The organism is Streptomyces sp. NPDC028711 (assembly GCF_055565415.1).
Window position 1 is genome coordinate 36886 of the sequence record NZ_JBVHUJ010000018.1, and the last position, 21144, is coordinate 58029.

Consider the following 21144-nt stretch of genomic DNA (forward strand, 5'->3'; position numbering starts at 1 on the left):
AGTTCGGGTTTACCTTTTCCGGGCCGTTCGTATCGTCTCCACGGCCGTATGCCGATGACGGGACTATTGACAGGGGCGGAACGGGAAGGGCCTCATAGTGACGTCCTCGGGTCCCTGTTCTCTCCGGCTCGCGGGATTCCCCGCCGCACCACGGCGGGGCGTTTCGGCGCCCCGACGCGCGGACCACTGGCCGGCCCTCGGCAGACGCCCCGCGCCCGAACGACCGATGACAACGTTGCCAAGAACCGCCACCTACCACCCGGCCCCCAGCCGGTTCCCCCATGAAACGTCCCTTGAGGAGACGCATGAACACACCACGAAGGACCTGGCTGACGGCCGCCGGAACGGCGATCGCCGGAGTGGCCGGCCTGCTGCTGCCCGTCTTCGGCCCCGCGGCGGAGGCCGAGGCGGCCGCCACGGGCCTCCACGTCTCCGGCGGACGCCTGCACGAGGCGAACGGCAACGAGTTCGTGATGCGCGGCGTCAACCACGCGTACACCTGGTACCCGGAGCGGACCGCGGCGATCGCCGACATCGCGGCCACGGGCGCCAACACCGTCCGCGTCGTCCTCAGCAGCGGCGACCGCTGGACGAGGACCAGCGCCTCCCAGGTGTCGGCACTGGTCTCCGAGTGCAAGGCGAACGAGGTCATCTGCGTCCTCGAAGTGCACGACACCACCGGCTACGGCGAGGACGGCGCCGCCGCCTCGCTCGACAGGGCCGCCGACTACTGGATCGACGTCCGGAGCGCGCTGGAGGGACAGGAGGACTACGTCGTCGTCAACATCGGCAACGAGCCGTTCGGCAACAACGGCTACACGGCGTGGACGGACGCCACGAAGAACGCCATCGGCAGGCTCCGGGCGGCGGGAATCGGCCACGCGCTGATGGTGGACGCCCCCAACTGGGGCCAGGACTGGTCGCACACCATGCGGAACAACGCCGCCTCCGTCTTCGCGGCCGACCCCCACCGCAACACCGTCTTCTCCATCCACATGTACGGCGTGTACGACACGGCCGCCGAGGTCCAGGGCTACCTCGCCCACTTCGTGGACAACGGCCTCCCGATCGTCGTCGGCGAGTTCGGCGACCGGCACAGCGACGGTGACCCCGACGAGAACGCGATCATGGCGACCGCCGAGGCGCTCGACGTGGGCTATCTCGGCTGGTCGTGGAGCGGCAACGGCAGCGGCGTCGAGTACCTGGACATGGTCAACGGCTTCGACGCCGGCTCCCTCACCACCTGGGGCAACCGCTTCCTCAACGGCCCGAACGGCGTCGCCGCCACATCGAGGAGGGCCACCGTCTACGGCGACGGAGGCGGCGACAACGGCGGCGGGGGCGGCACCGCTCCCAACGGATACCCGTACTGCGTCGCCGGCAGCGCCTCCGACCCCGACGGTGACGGCTGGGGCTGGGAGCACAGCCGCTCCTGCGTCGTCCGCGGCAGCGCGGCCGACACCGGCTCCGGCGGCGGCACCGCTCCCAACGGATACCCGTACTGCGTCGCCGGCAGCGCCTCCGACCCCGACGGTGACGGCTGGGGCTGGGAGCACAGCCGCTCCTGCGTCGTCCGCGGCAGCGCGGCCGATCGCTGACCCGCTGCTCCGCTCCCCCGCCTCCCCCTGAGGCGCGCACCACACGGCGTCCGACCGGCCCACGCGGCACGCCGCCGCACCCCGCCACGCGACCAGGCGCCCTTCCGTCCGCACCGGGCGGGAGGGCGCTCCCGGCGTCCCGGGCACGACGAAGCCCGCCCCCTCTGACGGGCGCTCACGGGCGGTAGGGTCGACACACCGGCATCGACTCGACCCAGCAGAAGACAGAGGTGGCGCGTGAAGCGGCCGACCATGGCGGACATCGCACGCCGCGCCGGCGTGTCCAAGGTGGCGGTCTCGTACGCGCTCAACGACCAGCCGGGTGTCTCCGAGACGACGCGCGCGTCCATCAAGAGCATCGCGGAGGAGCTGGGGTGGCGCCCCAACAGCGCGGCCCGCGCTCTCAACGGAGGCCGGGCCCAGGCGGTGGGTCTCATCGTGCGGCGCCCCGCGCGGACGCTCGGGGTGGAACCGTTCTTCATGGAGTTCATCAGCGGGGTGGAGAGCGTCCTCTCGGAACGTTCGTACGCGCTGATGCTGCAGATGGTCGCCACCCAGGACAGCGAGATCGAGGTGTGCCGGCGCTGGTGGGGCGAGCGCAGGGTGGACGGTATCTTCCTGATCGACCTCCAGGCGGACGACATCCGCCCGGCCGAGATCGAGGCGCTCGGACTCCCCGCCGTGGCCGTGGGGCCGCCCGAGGTGTCGGGTGCCCTGCCCGCGATCTGGTCCGACGACGGTGAGAGCGTCCACGAGATCGTGCGCTACCTCGCCGCGCTCGGCCACCGGCACATCGCGCGCGTGGCCGGTCCCCCCGAGCTGGCGCACACCCGGGTCCGCGACGCCGCACTGCGCGAGGCCTGCCGGGAGGCCGGCATCCCCGAGGCCGCGGTGGTGCACACCGACTACACGGGGGACGAGGGCGCCCGGGCGACCCGCGCGCTGCTGATCGCACCGAACCGGCCGACTGCCATCGTCTTCGACAACGACATCATGGCCGTGGCCGCGCTGTCCGTGGCACAGGAACTGAACGTGCCCATCCCCGCCGACCTGTCGATCGTGGCGTGGGACGAGTCCCCGCTGACACAGGTGGTCCGCCCCATGCTGTCGGCCGTCACCCGGGACATCGCCGCCTACGGCGCGCGGTCGGCGGGCGCGCTCCTCGCCCTCATCGAGGGCGAGGAGGTCGCCGACATCCGCGAGGGGTACGCCCGCTTCGTGCCCCGGGGCAGCACCTGTCCGCCCCCGGGCGGACGACCCGCCTGAGTCCGGGGCGGCTGTCCCGGGCGGCGGCGGGACGGCGGGGGTGGCCGCCCGCCCGCTACTTGGTGGCTCCCTGGGCGAAGCCGTTGTAGATCCACCGCTGGAGCAGCAGGAAGACGATCAGCGTCGGCAGGATGACGAGGATCGCGCCGGCCGAGATGGCTTCCCAGTGCGCGCCGAAGGGCCCCTTGAAGCGGAACAGGGCGGTGGAGATCGTGCCGAGGTCCTCGGAGTGCATGTAGAGGAAGGGGATGTAGAAGTCGTTGTACGTGGTGATCCCCTTGATGATGACGACGGTGGCGACGGCGGGCTTGAGCAGCGGGAAGATGATCTTCCGGTAGATCGCGAAGGCGTTGGCGCCGTCGAGCCGGGCCGCTTCGTCCAGGGAGACGGGGATGCCCCGGATGAACTGCAGGAAGATGTAGACGGACACGATGTCCGTGCCCATGTAGAGCAGGATCGGCGCCCACCGGGTGTCCACCAGGCCGAAACCGCTGATGACCTGGAAGGTCGCGACCTGTGTGGTGACGCCCGGGACGAGGGTGGCGACGAGGAAGAGCGCCATGACGAGTTTCTTCGCCCGGAACTCGAAGCGGTCGACCGCGTAGGCCGTCATCGAACCGATGAGCACGGTCCCGCCGATGGAGAAGAACAGGATGAAGGCCGTGTTGCCGAAGGCCGCCGCCATGTCGCCGTCGGTGAACGCCGTGACGTAGTTGTCGAAGTTCAGCCAGTTCCCCGGCAGGGACAGCGCTCCCCCGTCGCCGACCTCCTGGGAGGTCTTGAGGGAGGTCAGGAAGACGACGGCGAGCGGGAGCAGGACCACCGCGGTGGCGAGGAGCAGCGACAGATACGTCAGCGCGGTCGCGACGGGGAGGCGCCGGCGGGCGGTCGGGGGCGAGACCGGGGCCGTTCGCGTCGCCGGGGCGGGGGCCGCGGTCAGGTCGGGGGTCATACGAGGTCCACCTTGTCGTCGGGCACGAGCCGGCGCTGGATCCAGGTGACCAGCAGGATGATCGCGAGCAGCACCACGGCGGCGGCCGAGGCCAGGCCGGTCTTGTTGAACTGGAAGGCGAGCTTGACCGTCTGGATGACGAAGGTCTGGGTGCCGGTCGCGCCGCCGGTCATGATGTAGGGGATCTCGAACACGGAGAGCGAGCCGGAGATCGCCAGGATGACGCTGAGGCTGATGACGGGCTTGATGCTGGGCGCGATGATGTGGCGGAACTGCTTCCACCTGCCCGCGCCGTCCAGTTCGGCGGCCTCGTACAGCTCGCCGGGGATGGACTGGATGGCGCCGAGGAAGAGGACGAAGTTCAGTCCGGTGAAGCGCCAGACGGACACGCCCGCAAGAGAGGCGTTGGCGGACGTCGGGTCGCCGAGCCAGGGATGGTCGTTGGTCACGCCGAGCCAGGACAGGACCGAGTCGAGAGTCCCGCCGTCCTGGAAGAAGTAGAGGAAGACGAATCCGATGGCGACGCCGTTGATGAGATAGGGAAAGAAGAGGATTCCCTTGAAGAAGTTGCGGAATCTGAGGTCGAAGCTGAGAACCGCGGCGAAATAGAGCGCGACGGCGATCTGTACGGCGGACGCGGCGAGGTAGTAGCCGCTGACGAAGAACACCCGGAAGAGTTCGGGGCGGGTGAAGATCTGCACGTAGTTGTCGAGCCCGACGATTTCCCGGTCCGGGCTGACCCCGTCCCAGTCGGTGAAGCTGTACGAGATCATGCTCGCCACGGGGACGTAGGTGAACGTGATCAACAGCGCCAGGGGCGCGGCCAGGAAGAGCCAGGGCGTGATCCGGCGGAGTGGTGCGTGTCGCCAGGACCGGGGCGGTCCGCCTCCTGGGGCGTGGCGCCGGCCCTTCGGCCGGAGTCCCCTGCGTGGCGGGTCCGATGAGGGCCGCGGCGTCGTGGCGGCGCCCCGGGGAGCGGTGTCGGTTGTCTCGGTCATGTCGGCCTTTCGTATCCACGACTGCGGGAGTCCGGGGGCGCGGCTCGTATCGACGGTCACGGGCTCCCGGCGCCCGGGCCCGGCTGGTATTCGACGGTCATGGGGCTCAAGGACCCGGACCCGGCTCGTATCCGCACGGAGCCCTGGGGCCCGGACCCGGCTCGTATCCACGGGCACGGAGCCGTGGGACCCGGCCGGTATGGACGGTCACGGAGCCCCGGAGCCGGAGCCGGAGCCGGACCCGGCTCGTCCGCCTCTACAGGCAGCCGGTGGCGGGCGCGGCTCGCGTCCGCTCCTGTGGGGGTCCGGGGGCCCCGGCCGGTGGCGTCCGGCCGGAGCCCGTTCCGCCGGGGCGGGTCAGGAGCCCGCGGTCTTCGCCGCCTCGTCCCACCTCTTGTTCAGGCCGTCGAAGAAGTCTTCAAGGCTGCCCTTCTCGGCGCCCCGTGCCGTGTCGATCAGCTTCTGGCGGTAGTCGGGCTTGTTCAGACCGATCTCGGCCGCGTCGTCGATGTCGTTGACCGCCGCCGTCTTCGTCTCAGAACGGTCGAAGAATATGACATCGTTGTCAACGAAGTCGCCGAGGGTCTCGGGCATGGGAGCGGACTTGACCGCGGACACGACGCCCTCCTTCGCGGAGAAGCCGGACTTCTCCGTGAACCAGTCGATCCAGGCCCGCGCCGCGGGCTTGTTCTCCGAGTAGGCGCTGACCGCCTGCTGGTAGTCGGAGACCAGGGCCGAACAGAACTTCCCGTCCTTCTGGACGGGGAACGGCATGAAGCCGATGTCGCCAGGAGAGACACCCGCCTCCTGCGCCGCGCCGCGCATCTGCGTGATCGACCAGGAGCCGAGCATCATCGTGGCGATCTTGCCCTCGGCGAGCAGGCCCTTGGAAGCCTCCCAGTTGGTGGTGGTGGGGTCCTTCTCCGCGAGGCCCTGCTTCACGATGTCGTGGAGCAGGGAGTCGATGACATGGAGCTCACCCCCGGCCTTCCAGGGGGAGACAGGACCGGCGAGCGCGTTGCCCGCCTGCGCGTCGCATCCCACGGAGCCATTGTTGGCGGTCCACTGGACCAGCGGCCAGCCGTCCTTGAAGTTGGTGTAGTAGGGGGTCGCCCCCGTCTTCTCCTTGACGTCCCTGAGGCCGGCGAGGAACTCCTGCGGGGACTTCGGCCACGCGGTGATCCCGGCCTTCCGCCACAGCGCCTTGTTGTAGACGAAGCCGTTCGCCGTACCGAACTGGGCGATGCCGTAGACCTTGCCGCCGACCTCGGTCTTGTCGCTGAAGCGGTACTTCGACGACAGTTCGGCGGTCGTCCCCAGAGGGGCGAAGAACTTCGGGTAGTCGTTCTTGGCCACCGCTCCCGGGATGAGGAGGACGTCGCCGTACGACTTGGCGTTCATCCGGATCTTCACCTCGCCCTCGTAGTCGGTGATCCCGTCGAAGGACACCTTGACCTTGGGGTAGACCTTGTTGAACTCGGCGGCGTAGGCCTTCATGACCCCCTTCTGCACGAGGTCGGTGCGCTGCGTCAGCACCTTGATCTCACCCGACACCTCGTTCGGGTCGGAGGGCGCCGCGGCCGTCTCACCGTCGGCGCCGCCTCCCCCGCCACATCCGGCCACGGTCAGCATCGCGGCGGTCAGAAGCGCGCCCATGAGCGCCCTCGACTTCTTCCCCATTGCCCAACTCCTTCAGGGTTACGGCTCAGGTCTTTCGGTGGGATGTCGGCACTATGACAGTCCGACGTGAACCGGTAAAGTGCTGATTTCCCGCGCGATACCCAATCGTTACCGAGAACCCCCGAAAGTCACGGATGGATGGCTCAACACCTCCAGTCCACCACCGTGAGTGAGGTAAACCTTTACTTCACCGGTTCATGGACAGCGCGTGACGGTGCGGCTAGTTTGTCGCCTCGTACACGTACCCGCCCCCTGCCAGGCGAATGGAGCCGCACACCATGAAGGACGTCACCCAGCTCACCGAGGGCTGGAACCTGCGTCACGAGGACGCACTGCTTCCGGCCACCGTCCCCGGCTGCGTCCACACCGATCTGCTGGCCGCCGGGGTCATATCCGATCCGTTCATCGGCCGGAACGAGACCGAGAGCGCGTGGGTGGGCCGGCGGGCGTGGTCCTACGTCACGGAGCTCGCCCACGACAGCGCGCACGAACGCACCGATCTGGTCTTCGACGGCTTGGACACCGCGGCGGAGATCAACCTCGCCGGTGCGGCCCTCGGCTCCACACGCAACATGCACCGCGGGTACCGCTTCGACGTCACGGGGCGCACCGGCGCCCTTGAGGTGCGCTTCACCTCGGCGTACGAGGAGGCGGACCGGGTCCGCGCCCTGACAGGGGAACGGCCGAACGTCTATCCCGAACCCTTCCAGTACATCCGCAAGATGGCCTGCTCGTTCGGCTGGGACTGGGGCCCCACCGTCGTGACGGCGGGCATGTGGCGCCCGGTCCGCCTCGAGCACTGGTCCACCGCCCGTCTCGCCGAGGTCCGCCCGCTGGTCACGGTCGACGGCGCCACCGGCCGGGTCGAGCTCCACATCCGGGTCGAGCGGACCGGCAGCGGCGCCGGCCGCCCCCTCACCCTCCGCGCGACGGTGGAGCACGCCACGACCGGGGCCACGACGGGGGCCGTGACGGGAGGCGAGGTCTCCTTCGAGGACGACGAGGCCGTGCTCCGCCTCGACGTGCCCGAGCCGGAGCTGTGGTGGCCGCGCGGCCACGGCGAACAGCCGCTGTACGCCCTGGAGGTGACCCTTCTCGACGGGGACGGGAGTCCGCTCGACCTCTGGCAGCGTCGCATCGGCTTCCGCACCGTCGAACTCGACCGCTCCACGGACGAGTACGGCACCGGTTTCACCTTCGTCGTGAACGGCGTGCGGACCTTCGCTCGGGGTGTCAACTGGATCCCGGACGACGTCCTGCCCTCCCGCGTCACGCCCGAGCGGTACCGCACCCGCCTGACCCAGGCGGCCGGAGCCAACATCGACCTGGTCCGCGTCTGGGGCGGCGGCATCTACGAGGACGACGCCTTCTACGACGTCTGCGACGAGCTGGGCCTCATGGTCTGGCAGGACTTCCTCTTCGCCTGCGCCGCCTACCCCGAGGAACAGCCGCTGCGCGGCGAGGTCGAGGCGGAGGCTCGTGACAACGTTGTCCGCCTGATGCCGCATGCCGCCCTCGTCCTCTGGAACGGCAACAACGAGAACCTCTGGGGGTTCCGCGACTGGGAATGGGAGGAGCCGCTCGCCGGCGACTCCTGGGGCGAGGGCTATTACCTCGGCGTACTGCCCCGGATCGTCGCGGAACTGGACCCGACCCGCCCGTACACCGCGGGCAGCCCATGGTCGGGCTCCTGGGACCACCACCCCAACGACCCCCGCCACGGCACCCACCACTCGTGGGAGGTGTGGAACCGGCAGGACTACGCCGAGTACCGCGCGGACGTGCCCCGGTTCTGCGCGGAGTTCGGCTGGCAGGCTCCCCCGGCCCTCGCGACGCTGCGCCGCGCGCTGCCCGGCGAGGAACTGGCCGCCGACTCCCCCGGCATGTTGCACCACCAGAAGGCCGAGGACGGCAACGGCAAGCTGAACCGGGGCATCGAGCGCCACTTCACCCTGCCGTCGAAGGACTTCGACCGCTGGCACTATCTGGCCCAGGTCGTCCAGGCGCGTGCCGTCGCCGCCGGCATCGAACACTGGCGGGCGAACTGGCCGGTGTGCGCGGGCACGGTCGTCTGGCAGCTCAACGACTGCTGGCCGGTCAGCTCCTGGGCCGCCGTCGACGGCGACGGGCGCCTCAAGCCGCTCTACCACGAGCTGCGCCGGGTGTACGCGGACCGGCTGCTCAGCCTCGTGCCCGGCGACGAAGGGCCCGTCCTCGCCCTCGACAACCAGTCGGGCTCCTCCTGGCGTACTACGGTCACGCTCCGCCGGTTCCGCGCGGACGGCACCGTGCTGCGGGAGGACGCGTTCGCGCTGGAGGCCGACGCGCGGAGCGTCGTACGGCTGGTGCTCCCGGCCGCGCTGCTGCCCGCGCCGGGCTCCCCGGACGAGTTCCTCGTCGCCGACGCCGGCCGGCTGCGCGCGGTGCACTTCCCGGTCGTGGACAAGGAGTTCGCGTATCCGGCCGCACGGTACGACGTACGGGTCGAGCCCGGGGAAGGTGACGGCGCCGTGGACGTGGTCGTCACCGCGCGGACCCTGGTGCGGGACCTCCTCCTCCAGCCGGACCGGCTCGGCCCGGCGGCGAGCGCGGACCAGGGCCTGCTGACCCTGCTCCCCGGTGAGGAGGCGCGCATCGCCGTCACGGGCTGGACGGCCGCCGACGTGGCCGGGGACGCGGACGGGCGCGAGGACGACGCACGGGTGGACGACGCGGGCGCGGACACCGCACGCGTGGACGCCGCACGCATGGACGCCGCACTTGTGGACGCCGTACGCGAGGCCCTGTTCAGCGTGGGACCGGCGTGAACGTCCCCGGCCCCCGCGTCACCATCAACGACGTCGCCGCGCGGGCGGGCGTGTCGAAGGGCGCCGTCTCCATGGCGTTCAACAACCGTCCGGGAGTGTCCACCGCGACCCGGGAACGGATCTTCGAGGCGGCCCGGCAGCTGGGCTGGACCCCGCACCAGACCGCCCGCAGCCTCTCCAACCGGCGTGTCGGCATCGTGGGCCTGGCGATCTGCCGGCCCGCACGCCTCCTCGGCCTCGAACCCTTCTACATGGAGTTCATCTCGGGCATAGAGGACGTCCTGGCCGGCCGCTCCTGCTCCCTGCTGCTCCGACTTGTGCGGGACCTCGACGAGGAGATCAGCCTGTACGGGGAGTGGTGGCGGAGCCGGACGATCGGCGGGGCGATCCTGGTGGACTTCCACCGCGAGGACCCTCGGATCGGGCCCCTGCGGGCGCTCGGACTGCCCGCGGTCGCCGTGGGACACCCGTCGCTGACGGGCGGGTTCCCCTCGGTCTGGACGGACGACGCCACGGCGGCCTCGGACGCGGTGCGGTACCTGGCCGCGCTCGGTCATCGGCGCATCGCCCGTGTGGGCGGCCCCGCCGGTCTCGGCCACAGCGGGATCCGCGCGGCGGCGTTCGAGGCCACCATGGGCGAACTCGGCCTTGACGGCCGTCGTCAGGTGTCGACGGGCTTCGTCGGGGAGGAGGGCGCCCGCGCGACCCGGAGCCTTCTCCTCGGCCCGGACCGTCCGACGGCGATCGTGTACGACAACGACATCATGGCCGTGGCTGGGGCGGCCGTGGCGGCCGAGATGGGCCTCACGGTGCCGGACGACGTGTCGTTGCTGGCCTGGGACGACTCGCAGCTGTGCCGGCTCACCCATCCTCCGCTGTCGGCGATGAGCCACGATGTGCACCACTTCGGCGAGGAGGTCGCGCGGGCGCTGTTCGGGGTGATCGAAGGCACCCACAAGGGAGCGCTCCAGGTTCCGACGCCCTCCCTGACACCACGGGGCTCCACGGGTCCGCCACGAACGGCGTGACAGAGCCTGGAGCGGCGTGACCGAGCCGGGAGCGGACGCGAGGCCGTACCTCCACGAGGTGCGGCCTCGCGCCCGGCCGGCCGGAGTCAGGGCCGGGTGCCTTCCCCGTTCCTTCGGGTGAAGTCGGCCCGCCTCCCTCGTGGTTACGTGGCTCCCCGTCCGTCGTCCGAGGGAGCGGCGGCACCCACGCCGACGGTGGCGCGGAAGACCGTGCCCGCCCCCGCGACGGACACCTCGGCGGAGGCGGGGACGTACACCGACTGTCCGGGTCGGATACGGAGGGTGGTCCCGGCGGACCGCAGGAGGACCTCGCCCTCCGTGCACAGGAGGATCTGCGGGGCGCCGGGGGCGAGCCGCCGCGACGGCCCGTCCTCCGTACGCGGACCTTCCGTACCCGGCCGGATCCGCGAGAGGCGGAAGTCGTCGACGGGCGCCGGGTAGAGGTCCTCGCCGTTCTTCGACCGGGGGTGCAGGACGCGGGTGGGGATCGCCGCGAAGCGGACGACCTTCACCAGCTCGGCCGCGTCGACGTGCTTGGACGTGAGACCGCACCGCAGGACGTTGTCGGAGCTCGCCATGATCTCCACCCCGAGTCCGGAGAGGTACGCGTGCGGGATCCCGGCCCCCAGGAACAGCGCCTCGCCCGGCTCCAGCACGATGTGGCGCAACATCAGGGCGGGCAGCAGACCCGGGTCGCCGGGATGGGCCCGGGCGACCTCCGTATAGGCGGCGAAGTCCCGTTCGTACGGCCCCGTCCGGCCGGCGGCCGCCGCGACGGCACCGGTGACGTCGGCGACGAGACCGGCGGGAGGGCTGAGGAAGGCGGTGAAGACCTCCGCGAGGGCCGCGGCGTCCGGGAGGACGCGCAGGGTGTCGGCGTACGGCCGCAGGGCGGGGACGCCGAGCCGGTCGAGCAGTTCGGCGCAGCTCCGTGGTTCCCGGAAGCCGCACAGCCCCTGGAACGCGGTGAGGGCGACGATCATCTCGGGCTTGTGGTGCGCGTCCCGGTAGGTGCGGTGCGGGGCGTCGAGGGGAACGCCGAGGGCGTTCTCGCGCGCGAAGCCGTCCCGGGCCTGGGCGGGATCGGGGTGGACCTGGACGGAGAGGGGCGCGTCGGCGGCGAGGAGCTTGAGCAGGAACGGCAGCCGGGGCCCGAACCTGCTCAGGGTCGCAGCCCCGAGCTCCGTCGCCGGGTCCTGGGCGATGACCCGGTCCAGCTTCACCGGACCGCGACCGTCCGGACGGTCGATCAGGGAGGGGGCGGAGGGGTGAGCGCCCATCCACAGCTCGGCCTGGGGCCCACCGGTGGGCACGGTGCCCATGAGGCGCGGCAGCGCGGTGGTGGAGCCCCAGTCGTAGGGCTGGACGGTGTTGAGAAGAAGTTCCACGAGCACTTCCTGAGGAGGGACCGGCGCAGGGGGTCGCGAGGGCGGGGTACGCGGGCGTGGGGCACGCGGGCGTGGTCCACGGCGTCCGTACGGTCGGCGGACCAGTGGACCGGGGCGCTCAGTTCATGCCGTGGCCCGGAACACCCGCGCCCGCGCTCGACAGCCCTGCCGCGGCGGCGCCCGCCGCGGCCGCGCCGATCAGCCCCGCGTCGAGCGCGAGGGCCGCCGGCACCACCGGCACGTCACGGGTGAAGTCCATGACGGCGTACGAGGCCAGGTGGCGCCGCAGAGGGCCGAAGAGCATGTCTCCGGCCTGTGCGACGCCTCCACCGACGACCACCAGGTCGAGTTCGACGAGCGCGGCGGCTGACGCCACGGCCGCCGCGAGGGCCCGCCCCGCCCGGTCGAAGGCGGCGAGGGCGCGGGGGTCGCCCGCGCGGGCCGAGGCCTCGACCTCCCTGGCCGTCGCCGCGCCGGCGGCGGGCGGTGTCCAGCCGGACTCGAGGGCGTGAGCGGCGATCGCGGTGCCGCTGGCGTAGCGCTCCACGCAGCCGCGCCCGCCGCAGGGGCAGAGGGGGCCGTTCTGGTCGACGGTGATGTGACCGATGTGCCCCGCGTTGCCCGAGGGCCCCGGATGCAGGGTGCCGCCCAGGACGAGGCCGCCGCCGACGCCCGTGGAGACCACCATGCACAGCGCGTTGGCCACGCCACGCGCGGCGCCCTTCCAGTGCTCGGCCGCGGTCATCGCGACCGCGTCGCCGACGAGGACGGGCCGCATGCCGCGCGGCACCGCCGGATGGGCGCCGACCCGGTCGGCCAGCGGGAAGGCGCGCCAGGCCGGGATGTTCACCGGGCTGACCGTCCCCGCGACGGTGTCGACCGGGCCGGCGCTGCCCATGCCGAGGCAGGACAGGGAAGCCCACTCCGGGCGGCGGGCCAGGTCGTCGAGGACCGCGTCGACGGCTCCCATGAGTTCCTCGGCGGAGCCCTGTGCCGGGGTGGCGCGCTGGGACCTGGTCAGCAGTCGCCCCTCGGCGTCGACGAGGGCGCCGGCGATCTTCGTACCCCCGATGTCGAGTGCTCCGTACACCATCACGTTCAGCCTTCCTTCGCCTCTGTCGGAACCGCCGGTCAGCGCCCGTGCGGGACTCCGGCTGCGGTCACTCTGCTACGGCTCTGACAACGTTGTCCAGTAAACTGGTTCAGTAAAGCCGTCGTTCGGTGAAGGGGCTCTCGCGGGTGGGACGCGGCCGGGCCCGCCGACAGCCGCCGACGGGCCGGGCCGATCGCGTCCGTCAGCTCCGTCAGCGGCTCCGGCGGGTGTTGAGCCGGGCCGCCTGGCGCGTCAGGTGGTCCCGCTCGGCCAGGTTGGACGCCTTGGCCGCCGCCTCGGCGTAGAGCCGGGCCGCCGTCGCCAGGTCGCCGTCACGCTCGTGGAGGTGCGCCGCCACGGCGGTGTGGCGGGGCAGGGTGTCGTCGAGCGCGGCGAGCGCCGCCAGACCGGCGCGCGGTCCGTCGGCCTCGCCGACGGCCACCGCGCGGTTCAGCCGGACGACCGGGCTGTCGGTCAGGCGCACGAGTTCGTCGTACCACTCGACGATCTGCACCCAGTCCGTCTCCTCGGCGGTGGGCGCGTCGGCGTGGAGCGCCGCGACGGCGGCCTGCGCCTGGAACTCGCCGAGCCGGTCGCGGGCGAGGGCACCCTGCAGGATGCCGACCCCCTCGGTGATCAGCGCGGTGTCCCACCGGCCGCGGTCCTGCTCGGCGAGCGGCACGAGACTGCCGTCGGGCGCGGTGCGGGCGGCGCGCCGGGCGTGGTGGAGCAGCATGAGGGCCAGCAGCCCCGCGACCTCGGGGTGGTCGATCGCGGCCGCGAGCTGCCGCGTGAGCCGGATGGCCTCGGCGGCGAGGTCGACGTCGCCCGAGTAGCCCTCGTTGAAGACCAGGTACAGGACGCGCAGCACGGTGGCGACGTCCCCGGTCCTGTCGAACCGTACGCCGGACACGGTGCGCTTGGCCCGGCTGATCCGTTGCGCCATGGTCGCCTCGGGCACGAGGTATGCCTGGGCGATCTGGCGGGTGGTCAGGCCGCCGACGGCGCGCAGCGTGAGGGCGACCGCGGACGACGGCGTCAGCGACGGATGGGCGCACAGGAAGTAGAGCCGGAGGGTGTCGTCCGCCGCGGCGCCCGGCCCGGGCGCCGGCTCCGCGTCGACGACCTCCTCGCGCCGGCGGCGGGCGGTGTCCGCCCGGGTCGCGTCGAGGAACTTCCGCCAGGCCACGGTGACCAGCCAGCCCTTCGGGTCCCGCGGCCGGTCCTCCGGCCAGACGCGGACCGCCTCGATCAGGGCGTCCTGTACGGCGTCCTCGGCCGCCGCGAAGTCGGCTCCGCGGCGGACGAGGATCCCGAGGACGCTCGGCGTGAGGCTCCGGAGCAGGTCCTCGTTCATCACCGTGGTCACTCCGTGACGGTGGGCGGCTCGGTCAGGAAGGGGCGGAGCTCGAGCCACTCGTGGATCGGCTTCCCGCCGGCTCCGGGGGCGGCGGACAGTTCTCCGGCGAGTTCGACGGCGCGCTCGTAGGTGTCGACGTCGATCACCATCCAGCCGGCGATGAGGTCCTTCGTCTCGGCGAACGGGCCGTCGGTGACCGGCGGGCGCCCCTCTCCGTCGTACCGGACGAAGGTGCCCTCGGGGGCGAGCGCCTGGGCGTCGACGAACTCGCCGGTTCCCTCCAGGCGGGCGGCGAAGTCGCGCATGTACGCGATGTGGGCCGAGATCTCCTCGGGGGTCCACTCGGCCATGGGCACGTCGTTCACCGCGGCCGGGGCACCGCGGTAGTGCTTGAGCAGCAGGTACTTGGCCATCGTGCTTCTCCTCATTCTGGTGCGACCCATTCTGGTCACGTCCATCGCGGGGACGAAGCCGGGCACGCGTTCTCGACATCGCGGCGCAGATTTTATTCTTCATCGGTCGGACACATCGGTCGGACACGTCCTTCAGGCCGCGTCCGGCGCGTGGTCCAGGGTGAACAGCCCTCCGTCCGGGTCGCGGAGCGTCACCTGCCGGCCGGCGCCCCAGTCCTGGCCGGTGACCGTGCCCCCGCCGTTCTCCAGGGCCAGCGCGACCGCCGCGTCCAGGTCCGGCACCCGGAAGTGGACGAGCCAGCGCGGCCGGAGCTGCGGCTTGGGCGCGGCCTGTTCGATCGGACCGCTGTTCAGCCGGGCGACGGGGCGTCCGCGCCGCCGGAGGACGACCTGGTCCTCCTCGTACGAGGTGTCACAGCAGCCGTCGCTACCGCCCTGGCCCCAGCCCAGTACCTCGCCGTAGAAGAGGGCGGCGTCGAACGCGTTGGCCGTATGGAGCTCGAGCCAGGCGGGCGACCGCTCCGCACCGACGCTCCAGTCGGCCAGGACTTCCCCGTCCCAGATGCCGAAGACGGCGCCCTCCCGGTCGGCCACGAGCGCGGCCCGGCCGCCCGCCGGGAAGGAGACGGGTCCGACGCCGACCGTGCCTCCCCGTTCGCGCACCCGCCCGACGGCCCCGTCGGCCTCGTCGACGGCGAAGTAGGGCGTCCATGCCACCGGGACGGCGAACTCCCCGGCCACCGCCCCGATCCCCGCCACCGGCACGCCGTCGATCTCCGCGACCGAGTAGGCCCTGCCGAACCGGCCCTGCCGGAACGACCAGCCCAGAACCCTCCCGTAGAAGCGCTCCGCCGCCCCCCGGTCGCGTGCCGCGAGACTCAGCCAGCAGGGAGCGCCGATCACATCCGCTGCCACCAGAACCACCGGACTCCTCCGATCCTCGGCGTCGGCCCACGACAGCACGGCCGAACCTCTACGCGCGAATGCCCTCGTCCCCCGCCGCCATGCCCTCCGGGTCCACGGTCGCCGCGGCTCCGGCGGCCGTGCCCTCGTCGCCTCCCGGACCGTCCGATGTCTTCGGGCGCCGGCGGGCCGGGGCCGCGAGGTGGCGCTCCGCCGCGAGGACGGCGGAGTGGGTGGTCGGCCGGCCCATCAGGACGCAGATCGTGTAGGCGACGTCGTCCATGGCCCGTACCGCAGCCGGGTCGTCCGGCGCGGCCGCCAGGCGGGCCTGGCAGCCGCGCAGTCGCGTCAGGACCTCCTCGGTCCGCTCCCGCGACGGCGCGAGTCCGACCGACAGGGCGGTGGGAGCGGCGGAGGTACGGGCCGCCGCGACCGCGCGGCGCAGGGCACGCGCGACGCGGACGGGCGAGGGCGCGCCGCCGGGTCCCACGGCCACGGCGGCGGCCAGGTCGTGGACGGTGACGCCGACGAGGTCCGCCGCGGTCGCCAGGATCCGCCTCGCTTCCCCGGCCGAGCACGGGCCGGCCGCCATCAGCATCCCCACCGCGCGTGCGGACGTGGCCGGCGGCAGAAGCGGCCTGCCCGCGGGCTCGACGGCCGTGGCGGCTTCCTGGGGCAGGTGTACGGGCTCGACGGCCGTGGCGGGTTCCTGGGGCAGGTGTGCGGGCAACGGCATGCGAAGTCCCTTCCTTCCAAAGCCGCGGGGGCGGCGATGGTCGTGTACGGGAGGTGTTCCCGACCTCCTGGTGCCGGTGCGCGACGCGAGGGCCGCTGTCACGGGAACCCCCTGCCGGTCACCGGCAGGGGAAGACCGCCCTGCCACTGCCCCGCTCCGGCCACCCACACACCCTCGCGCGGTTCCGACCGGCCCGCCACGCGGTGGAACACGGCGACGTACGGCAGTAGCGTGATGATCGGGAGAACGACTACGCGCCGGCCGTCGTGCCGCGGTCCGGACCCTGGTCCCACCGTCCGGAGCGGCAGCGGTACGCCGTGTGAGGAGGTGCATCGACCATGGCGCGTCTGACGGTCAGGGCGGAGGAGCTGGTCGTCCGGCTGTCCTGGTGGGAGAAGCTCCTCGCGCGCCGGGGCAACATCCACCTGCCGCTCCGGGCGGTGGAGACCGTGGACGCCGACCCTTCCTGGTGGCGTCCGCTGCGCGGGACGCAGGGCCGGGGCCTCTGGATCCCGGATGTGCTCTGCCTCGGCGTACGGGAGGTGGACGGGACGAAGGACTTCGTCGCGCTCCGCCCGCGGCAGGGAGGAGTGGTCAGCGTCGACCTCCGGCCGGCGTCCGCGCCGTTCGCCCGGGTCGTCGTCTCCGACCCCGTTCCCGACGGGACGGCGGCCACCGTGCGGACGGCTCTGCACCTCTTGCGGGACGGCTGAGCGCCGTCGGGGCCCGGGGGCTGCGGCAGAACGGAGCGGACAGGGCGGGACACCAGGAGGCGCACCCGGCGGCAGTCGTCGGGTGCGCCTCCAGAGGTGAGCTGTGGACGTGATCAGCCTTCGCTGTAGGTCGTCCTGGTCTCGCGCTCTGCCGCCTGGTGCTCGGGCGCGCGGGCCGCTTCCTCGGCGCCCGGGCGCTTCTTGCCCTTCGGTGCCGCCTTGGCCTGTCGGCCGGCCCGGTCCTTCGGCGAAGTCTTCTTGGCCACAGCTGCTCACTCCTTGTGAGTAAGGGGGGTTGGACACACCAACCGTGGCACCTGTGCGCACGATGCGCACATCGATCAGTCACGCTGGGTGACGCCCCGCCCGGAGCCTCCACTGCCCAGGGACGGGCGAAAGCGCCGAGGAGGTCCGCCGGACGGCCCCGGGACATGTGAGAACTTCCCTCCTTCCCGAGCGAGTTGAGAGGACGGGCCGGCCGCCGGAACCGACCGGGCAGGCCTCGTCCCGGCGTCACAGGGGCGGCTCCGCCCGGGTGACACCCGCCGGGACGGGACGCACCCCGGCCCCTCCGCGCCGCCTTCACGTCAGTCCCGTCGGTCCGCCGTCCACTGCCGAAGCTTCTCGGGGTTGCGGATCGCCCAGATACGCGTGACGCGGTCGCCGCTGAGGCCGAACGCCGCCACGGTGGCCGTGACGCCGCGGTGCTGGGCGACGAGGCCGGGGCGGCCGTTGACCGTCCGCTCCAGGAGCGTCAGGCCGGGGGCCTTGGCGGCGATGTGGATCAGGTACGCGGCGATGCGCTCGCCGCCCTCGACCGGGTGGAGGACGGTGCCCACCTGTCCGCCGCCGTCGGCGACCATCGTGGCGCCCGGGTCGAGGAGGCCGACGAGGGCCTCGATGTCCCTGGCCTCCCACGCCTCCTTGAAGCGGCGCACGAGACCGGCCTGCCCGGCCGTGGGATCCACCGGTTCCTGTGCGGCGCGAACACGCCGACGGGCCGACGACGCCAGCTGCCGGCAGGCCGCGGGCGTACGGCCGACGATCTCGGCGACCTCGGCGAACGGGTACCGGAAGACGTCGTGCAGGATGAACACCACGCGTTCGGCCGGCGTCATCGACTCCAGTACGACGAGGAAGGCCATGTTCACCGACTCGTCGAGGGTGACGCGGTCGGCGGGGTCCGCCTGCTCCGCCCCGCCGCCCGACGGCCCGCCGACCCACTCCGTACGGTCCGGCAGCGGTTCGGGTATCCATTCGCCGACGTAACGCTCGCGCCGGGCCCGCGCCGAACCGAGCAGGTCCAGGCAGACGCGGGTGGCCACCGTCGTCAGCCAGGCGCCGGGCGACTCGATCGCCTCCTGCCGCTGCCGCGACATCGCGTACCAGCGGGCGTACGCCTCCTGCACGGCGTCCTCGGCCTCGGCCAGCGAACCGAGCAGCCGATAGGAGAGATTGATCAGATGCCGCCGCTCGCCGACGACTTCACGAAGGCCCGGCTCGTCCCGGTCGCCCCCGGTCCTGAGCCCCTCGTGGCTCGTCTCGGATGGACTGCTCATGTCGCTTCCGCCCCCTCGTAGATGTTGCCGCGTCGCCTCACATTTCACAGGCCCACGTCGTCGAACGACCGAGACAGTACTCACCCCTTGACGATCACCACCGATCCACCGCCGCGAGGCAGAAGAGAGGACCGCGCCATGGCCACACGGACGACGGCAGTGCAGGGCAGACTCACGTTCCTGAGGGTCGCCATCGGGCTGCAGACCCTGGCCCTCGCCTTCCAGGCGGTCACCGCCGGAATGCTGCTGTCCTCGTCCCTCGGTGCGGTGCTGCACGACGTCGGATCGCGCGTGATGTACGGCGCGTCGATGCTGTACGTGCTCGCCGCGATCCTGGCGTGGCGGCCGGGCGGCGGATCACCCCGCCCCCTCCTGTACGCGTCGGGCTTCCTCGTACTCGCCTCGGTGCAGGTCGCGCTGGGCATCGCGCACATGCCGTCGCTCCATGTGCCGCTGGGGGTCCTCATGTTCGGCCTGAGCCTGCTCGCGCTGGCCGGGTCGATGGCCCCGCGCCTGCGGAGGAGCTCCGGCATACGGCCGTGACCGTCGTCGCCCGCCCGACGACGGCGCGGCACGGCACGTGGCACCGCAGAACGCCATCTGGCATCGAGCGGCACCACGTGGCGCCATCTGGCGCCAGATGGCGCCAACCGGTGCCACTACGTACCCACAAACAAGGGCGATCCCGCCACACCCGGGGTCGCCCCACTCACATTTCCGCAGGTCAGACCTATGCCACCACCCCGAGAGCCAGCGACGACACCATCAGGCTTGCGAGAGGCGCCACATTGGTGCCATGATGGCGCTATGGACCTCACCCCGTATGTCGACACCCTCCGCCGCGAACTCGCGGTGGCCGCCGAAGCCGGCGGCGACGAAGCGCGCGAGCTCGCCGAGAGGCTCACCGCTCCTCTGGAGTCGGCGGCGCGGCTGACCATGCTCCACGTGCTTTCCGCCGCGACGGACGAGATCACCCGCGAACTCGCCCCCGGCTCGGTCGACGTACGGCTGCGCGGGCTCGACCCCGACTTCGTGGTGACGCCGCCGCCCCACGGCAGCGGCACCCCCGCGGAACCGGCCGCGGCCGCCGAACCCCTTCCCGCCCCGGCTCCCGCCGACGGCGACGAGGGCGGCACCGCCCGGGTCAACCTGCGTCTGCCGGCCCACCTCAAGGCGCGCGCCGAGGAGGCCGCGAGCCGCGAGGGCCTGTCGGTCAACGCGTGGCTGGTGCGGGCCGTATCCGCCGCAGTCGACGGCGGCACCCGGCCGCGTACGACCGAGAAGACCCAGACCGTCGGACAGAGCATCACGGGCTGGGTGCGCTAGCCGCGCTCCCGCCCGCAGCACCTCACTCCCCTCACGTCCCACCAGCGGGGACGACCCGAAGACCCAAGAGGACGGGACAGCCATGCCTTCTTTCGACACTCCCGCACCGATCTCCGTCACGGCGTACGTGTACGCCGGTTCCGTCCAGTTCACCGCGGGCGACCGCCTCGACACGGTCGTCGAGGTGCGACCCCGCGGCCCGAAGAAGGACCTGGACGTGCGGGCGGCCGAGCAGACCGAAGTCACGTACGCCAGCGGTGTGCTGAGCATCAGGACGCCCAAGGCCAATCTGCTCGGCCGCGGCGGCATCGTCGACGTGACGGTGGAGCTGCCCACGGGTTCGCAGATCGACGTGACCGGCACCGCGGCCCATGTCCTCGGCGAGGGCCGTCTCGGCGAGGTCCGCGTGAAGACCTCGGCCGGCGATGTCCGCCTCGACACCACCGGCCCGCTGAACCTGAACGCGTCGCACGGCTCCACCGTCGTCGACCGGGTCGAGGGCATGGCCGAGATCACCAGCAGCAGCGGCAACGTGCGGGTCGGCACCGTCGACGGCCCCGCCGTCCTGAAGAACTCCCACGGCACCACGACCGTCGGCACCGTGACCGGTGAGCTGCGGGTGAGCGGCGCGAACGGCGGTGTCGACATCGCGCGCGCCGAGGCGTCGGTCACCGGCACCACGACCAACGGCACCCTGCGCGTCGCCGAGGTCGCACGCGGAAGCATCCAGCTGGAGGCCTCCAACGGCTCCATCGAGATCGGCATCCGCGAGGGCACCGCCGCCTGGCTCGACGTCAACTCCGACCGCGGGCAGGTGCGCAACACGCTCACCGCGTCCGAGGCCCCGGAGGAGACCGAGGAGACCGTCAAGATCCGCGCCCGTACCCGCTGGGGCAACATCGACATCCGCCGCGCCAAGGCCTGAGCGTCCCCGACACGCCCCCTCCCCTCTCCTCCCCTCCCCCTCTTTCTCCACCCGCTTCAGCCTTCGAATGGAGGGCTCCATGCCTTCTTCTGTCATGCCCATGACCAGTCCTGCGCACGGTCATCCGTCACCGGTCGCCGTCTCCGCCGTCGGTCTGCGCAAGTCGTACGGAGACAAGACCGTCCTCGACGGCATCGATCTGCGGATCCCGGCCGGATCGGTGTTCGCCCTGCTCGGTCCGAACGGCGCCGGCAAGACCACCGCCGTGAAGATCCTCTCCACCCTCATCACCGCCGACGGCGGCCAGGCGCAGGTCGCCGGCCACGACCTCACCACCCACCCCCAGGACGTCCGCGCCGCGATCGGCGTCACCGGACAGTTCTCCGCCGTCGACGGCCT

Annotated in this window: 20 protein-coding genes; 9 read left to right on the forward strand and 11 right to left on the reverse strand. The window is 72.0% G+C overall.

Going from position 1 to position 21144, the window contains the following annotated elements; all coding sequences use genetic code 11:
• Positions 1-305: 305 nt before the first annotated feature.
• Together ACZ4VK_RS35320 and ACZ4VK_RS35325 are read left to right on the forward strand one after the other, a co-directional pair.
• Positions 306-1598, forward strand: coding sequence for a cellulase family glycosylhydrolase (locus ACZ4VK_RS35320; protein ID WP_468361627.1), 1293 nt, complete (start codon positions 306-308; stop codon positions 1596-1598).
• 237 nt (positions 1599-1835) lie between these two features.
• Positions 1836-2864 carry a LacI family DNA-binding transcriptional regulator gene (locus tag ACZ4VK_RS35325; protein ID WP_468361630.1) on the forward strand — a complete coding sequence of 343 codons (1029 nt, stop codon included), beginning with the start codon at positions 1836-1838 and terminating at the stop codon, positions 2862-2864.
• Positions 2865-2919: 55 nt separating this feature from the next.
• Here ACZ4VK_RS35325 and ACZ4VK_RS35330 read toward each other — a convergent pair whose 3' ends face one another.
• The 3 genes from ACZ4VK_RS35330 to ACZ4VK_RS35340 form a co-directional block, all read right to left on the reverse strand.
• Positions 2920-3816: a carbohydrate ABC transporter permease gene (locus tag ACZ4VK_RS35330; protein ID WP_468361633.1), complete on the reverse strand. Its 897-nt coding sequence runs from the start codon at positions 3814-3816 to the stop codon at positions 2920-2922.
• Positions 3813-4814 (reverse strand): carbohydrate ABC transporter permease, encoded by a 1002-nt coding sequence (locus ACZ4VK_RS35335; RefSeq protein WP_468361636.1) that lies wholly within the window; start codon positions 4812-4814, stop codon positions 3813-3815. The genes ACZ4VK_RS35330 and ACZ4VK_RS35335 overlap by 4 nt, the downstream gene beginning before the upstream one ends.
• Before the next feature lie 357 nt (positions 4815-5171).
• On the reverse strand, positions 5172-6494 hold the full coding sequence (locus ACZ4VK_RS35340) for an ABC transporter substrate-binding protein (RefSeq protein ID WP_468361639.1): 1323 nt from the start codon (positions 6492-6494) through the stop codon (positions 5172-5174).
• A 278-nt stretch (positions 6495-6772) separates the two neighbouring features.
• Between ACZ4VK_RS35340 and ACZ4VK_RS35345 the strand changes: the two genes are divergently transcribed.
• Positions 6773-9301, forward strand: coding sequence for a glycoside hydrolase family 2 protein (locus tag ACZ4VK_RS35345; protein WP_468361642.1), 2529 nt, complete (start codon positions 6773-6775; stop codon positions 9299-9301).
• Positions 9298-10329: a LacI family DNA-binding transcriptional regulator gene (locus ACZ4VK_RS35350; protein ID WP_468361645.1), complete on the forward strand. Its 1032-nt coding sequence runs from the start codon at positions 9298-9300 to the stop codon at positions 10327-10329. Before ACZ4VK_RS35345 ends, ACZ4VK_RS35350 begins: the two co-directional genes overlap by 4 nt.
• 143 nt (positions 10330-10472) lie before the next feature.
• On the opposite strand, the gene manA is transcribed toward ACZ4VK_RS35350, so the two are convergent.
• The 6 genes from manA to ACZ4VK_RS35380 all read right to left on the reverse strand — a co-directional run bounded on the left by manA (position 10473) and on the right by ACZ4VK_RS35380 (position 16222).
• Positions 10473-11717 (reverse strand): mannose-6-phosphate isomerase, class I, encoded by a 1245-nt coding sequence (gene manA, locus ACZ4VK_RS35355; RefSeq protein ID WP_468361648.1) that lies wholly within the window; start codon positions 11715-11717, stop codon positions 10473-10475.
• Between the two features lie 118 nt (positions 11718-11835).
• Complete coding sequence (locus tag ACZ4VK_RS35360; RefSeq protein WP_468361651.1) at positions 11836-12810, reverse strand: ROK family protein; 975 nt, start codon at positions 12808-12810, stop codon at positions 11836-11838.
• Positions 12811-13021: 211 nt separating this feature from the next.
• Positions 13022-14167: an RNA polymerase sigma factor gene (locus tag ACZ4VK_RS35365; protein ID WP_468361689.1), complete on the reverse strand. Its 1146-nt coding sequence runs from the start codon at positions 14165-14167 to the stop codon at positions 13022-13024.
• Between the two features lie 8 nt (positions 14168-14175).
• Positions 14176-14583 (reverse strand): YciI family protein, encoded by a 408-nt coding sequence (locus tag ACZ4VK_RS35370; protein ID WP_468361654.1) that lies wholly within the window; start codon positions 14581-14583, stop codon positions 14176-14178.
• A 132-nt stretch (positions 14584-14715) separates the two neighbouring features.
• Entirely contained in the window at positions 14716-15507 is a 792-nt protein-coding gene (locus ACZ4VK_RS35375; protein WP_468361657.1) for a VOC family protein, read from the reverse strand.
• A gap of 49 nt (positions 15508-15556) precedes the next feature.
• On the reverse strand, positions 15557-16222 hold the full coding sequence (locus tag ACZ4VK_RS35380) for a DUF5133 domain-containing protein (RefSeq protein WP_468361660.1): 666 nt from the start codon (positions 16220-16222) through the stop codon (positions 15557-15559).
• Positions 16223-16560: 338 nt separating this feature from the next.
• Between ACZ4VK_RS35380 and ACZ4VK_RS35385 the strand changes: the two genes are divergently transcribed.
• Positions 16561-16935: a hypothetical protein gene (locus ACZ4VK_RS35385; RefSeq protein ID WP_468361663.1), complete on the forward strand. Its 375-nt coding sequence runs from the start codon at positions 16561-16563 to the stop codon at positions 16933-16935.
• A 113-nt stretch (positions 16936-17048) separates the two neighbouring features.
• Here the strand turns inward: ACZ4VK_RS35385 and ACZ4VK_RS35390 are convergent, their stop codons facing one another.
• Positions 17049-17201 carry a hypothetical protein gene (locus ACZ4VK_RS35390; RefSeq protein ID WP_468361666.1) on the reverse strand — a complete coding sequence of 51 codons (153 nt, stop codon included), beginning with the start codon at positions 17199-17201 and terminating at the stop codon, positions 17049-17051.
• Positions 17202-17522: 321 nt separating this feature from the next.
• Positions 17523-18494, reverse strand: coding sequence for an RNA polymerase sigma factor SigJ (sigJ, locus tag ACZ4VK_RS35395; RefSeq protein WP_468361669.1), 972 nt, complete (start codon positions 18492-18494; stop codon positions 17523-17525).
• 138 nt (positions 18495-18632) lie between these two features.
• Between sigJ and ACZ4VK_RS35400 the strand changes: the two genes are divergently transcribed.
• The 4 genes from ACZ4VK_RS35400 to ACZ4VK_RS35415 all read left to right on the forward strand — a co-directional run.
• Positions 18633-19037 (forward strand): hypothetical protein, encoded by a 405-nt coding sequence (locus ACZ4VK_RS35400; protein WP_468361671.1) that lies wholly within the window; start codon positions 18633-18635, stop codon positions 19035-19037.
• Positions 19038-19301: 264 nt separating this feature from the next.
• Complete coding sequence (locus ACZ4VK_RS35405) at positions 19302-19820, forward strand: hypothetical protein (protein WP_468361674.1); 519 nt, start codon at positions 19302-19304, stop codon at positions 19818-19820.
• Positions 19821-19902: 82 nt separating this feature from the next.
• Positions 19903-20745 carry a DUF4097 family beta strand repeat-containing protein gene (locus ACZ4VK_RS35410; RefSeq protein WP_468361677.1) on the forward strand — a complete coding sequence of 281 codons (843 nt, stop codon included), beginning with the start codon at positions 19903-19905 and terminating at the stop codon, positions 20743-20745.
• A 79-nt stretch (positions 20746-20824) separates the two neighbouring features.
• A partial coding sequence (locus ACZ4VK_RS35415; RefSeq protein ID WP_468361680.1) for an ATP-binding cassette domain-containing protein occupies positions 20825-21144 on the forward strand: 320 nt, incomplete at its 3' end.

Excerpts from the sequence above, each read along its gene's own strand:
- ACZ4VK_RS35320 (WP_468361627.1), top strand. The coding sequence starts at position 306 with ATGAACACACCACGAAGGACCTGGCTGACGGCCGCCGGAACGGCGATC.
- ACZ4VK_RS35330 (WP_468361633.1), bottom strand. The coding sequence starts at position 3,816 with ATGACCCCCGACCTGACCGCGGCCCCCGCCCCGGCGACGCGAACGGCC.
- ACZ4VK_RS35335 (WP_468361636.1), bottom strand. The coding sequence starts at position 4,814 with ATGACCGAGACAACCGACACCGCTCCCCGGGGCGCCGCCACGACGCCG.
- ACZ4VK_RS35340 (WP_468361639.1), bottom strand. The coding sequence starts at position 6,494 with ATGGGGAAGAAGTCGAGGGCGCTCATGGGCGCGCTTCTGACCGCCGCG.
- ACZ4VK_RS35345 (WP_468361642.1), top strand. The coding sequence starts at position 6,773 with ATGAAGGACGTCACCCAGCTCACCGAGGGCTGGAACCTGCGTCACGAG.
- ACZ4VK_RS35360 (WP_468361651.1), bottom strand. The coding sequence starts at position 12,810 with ATGGTGTACGGAGCACTCGACATCGGGGGTACGAAGATCGCCGGCGCC.
- ACZ4VK_RS35365 (WP_468361689.1), bottom strand. The coding sequence starts at position 14,167 with ATGAACGAGGACCTGCTCCGGAGCCTCACGCCGAGCGTCCTCGGGATC.
- ACZ4VK_RS35370 (WP_468361654.1), bottom strand. The coding sequence starts at position 14,583 with ATGGCCAAGTACCTGCTGCTCAAGCACTACCGCGGTGCCCCGGCCGCG.
- ACZ4VK_RS35380 (WP_468361660.1), bottom strand. The coding sequence starts at position 16,222 with ATGCCGTTGCCCGCACACCTGCCCCAGGAACCCGCCACGGCCGTCGAG.
- ACZ4VK_RS35385 (WP_468361663.1), top strand. The coding sequence starts at position 16,561 with ATGGCGCGTCTGACGGTCAGGGCGGAGGAGCTGGTCGTCCGGCTGTCC.
- sigJ (WP_468361669.1), bottom strand. The coding sequence starts at position 18,494 with ATGAGCAGTCCATCCGAGACGAGCCACGAGGGGCTCAGGACCGGGGGC.
- ACZ4VK_RS35400 (WP_468361671.1), top strand. The coding sequence starts at position 18,633 with ATGGCCACACGGACGACGGCAGTGCAGGGCAGACTCACGTTCCTGAGG.
- ACZ4VK_RS35405 (WP_468361674.1), top strand. The coding sequence starts at position 19,302 with ATGGACCTCACCCCGTATGTCGACACCCTCCGCCGCGAACTCGCGGTG.
- ACZ4VK_RS35410 (WP_468361677.1), top strand. The coding sequence starts at position 19,903 with ATGCCTTCTTTCGACACTCCCGCACCGATCTCCGTCACGGCGTACGTG.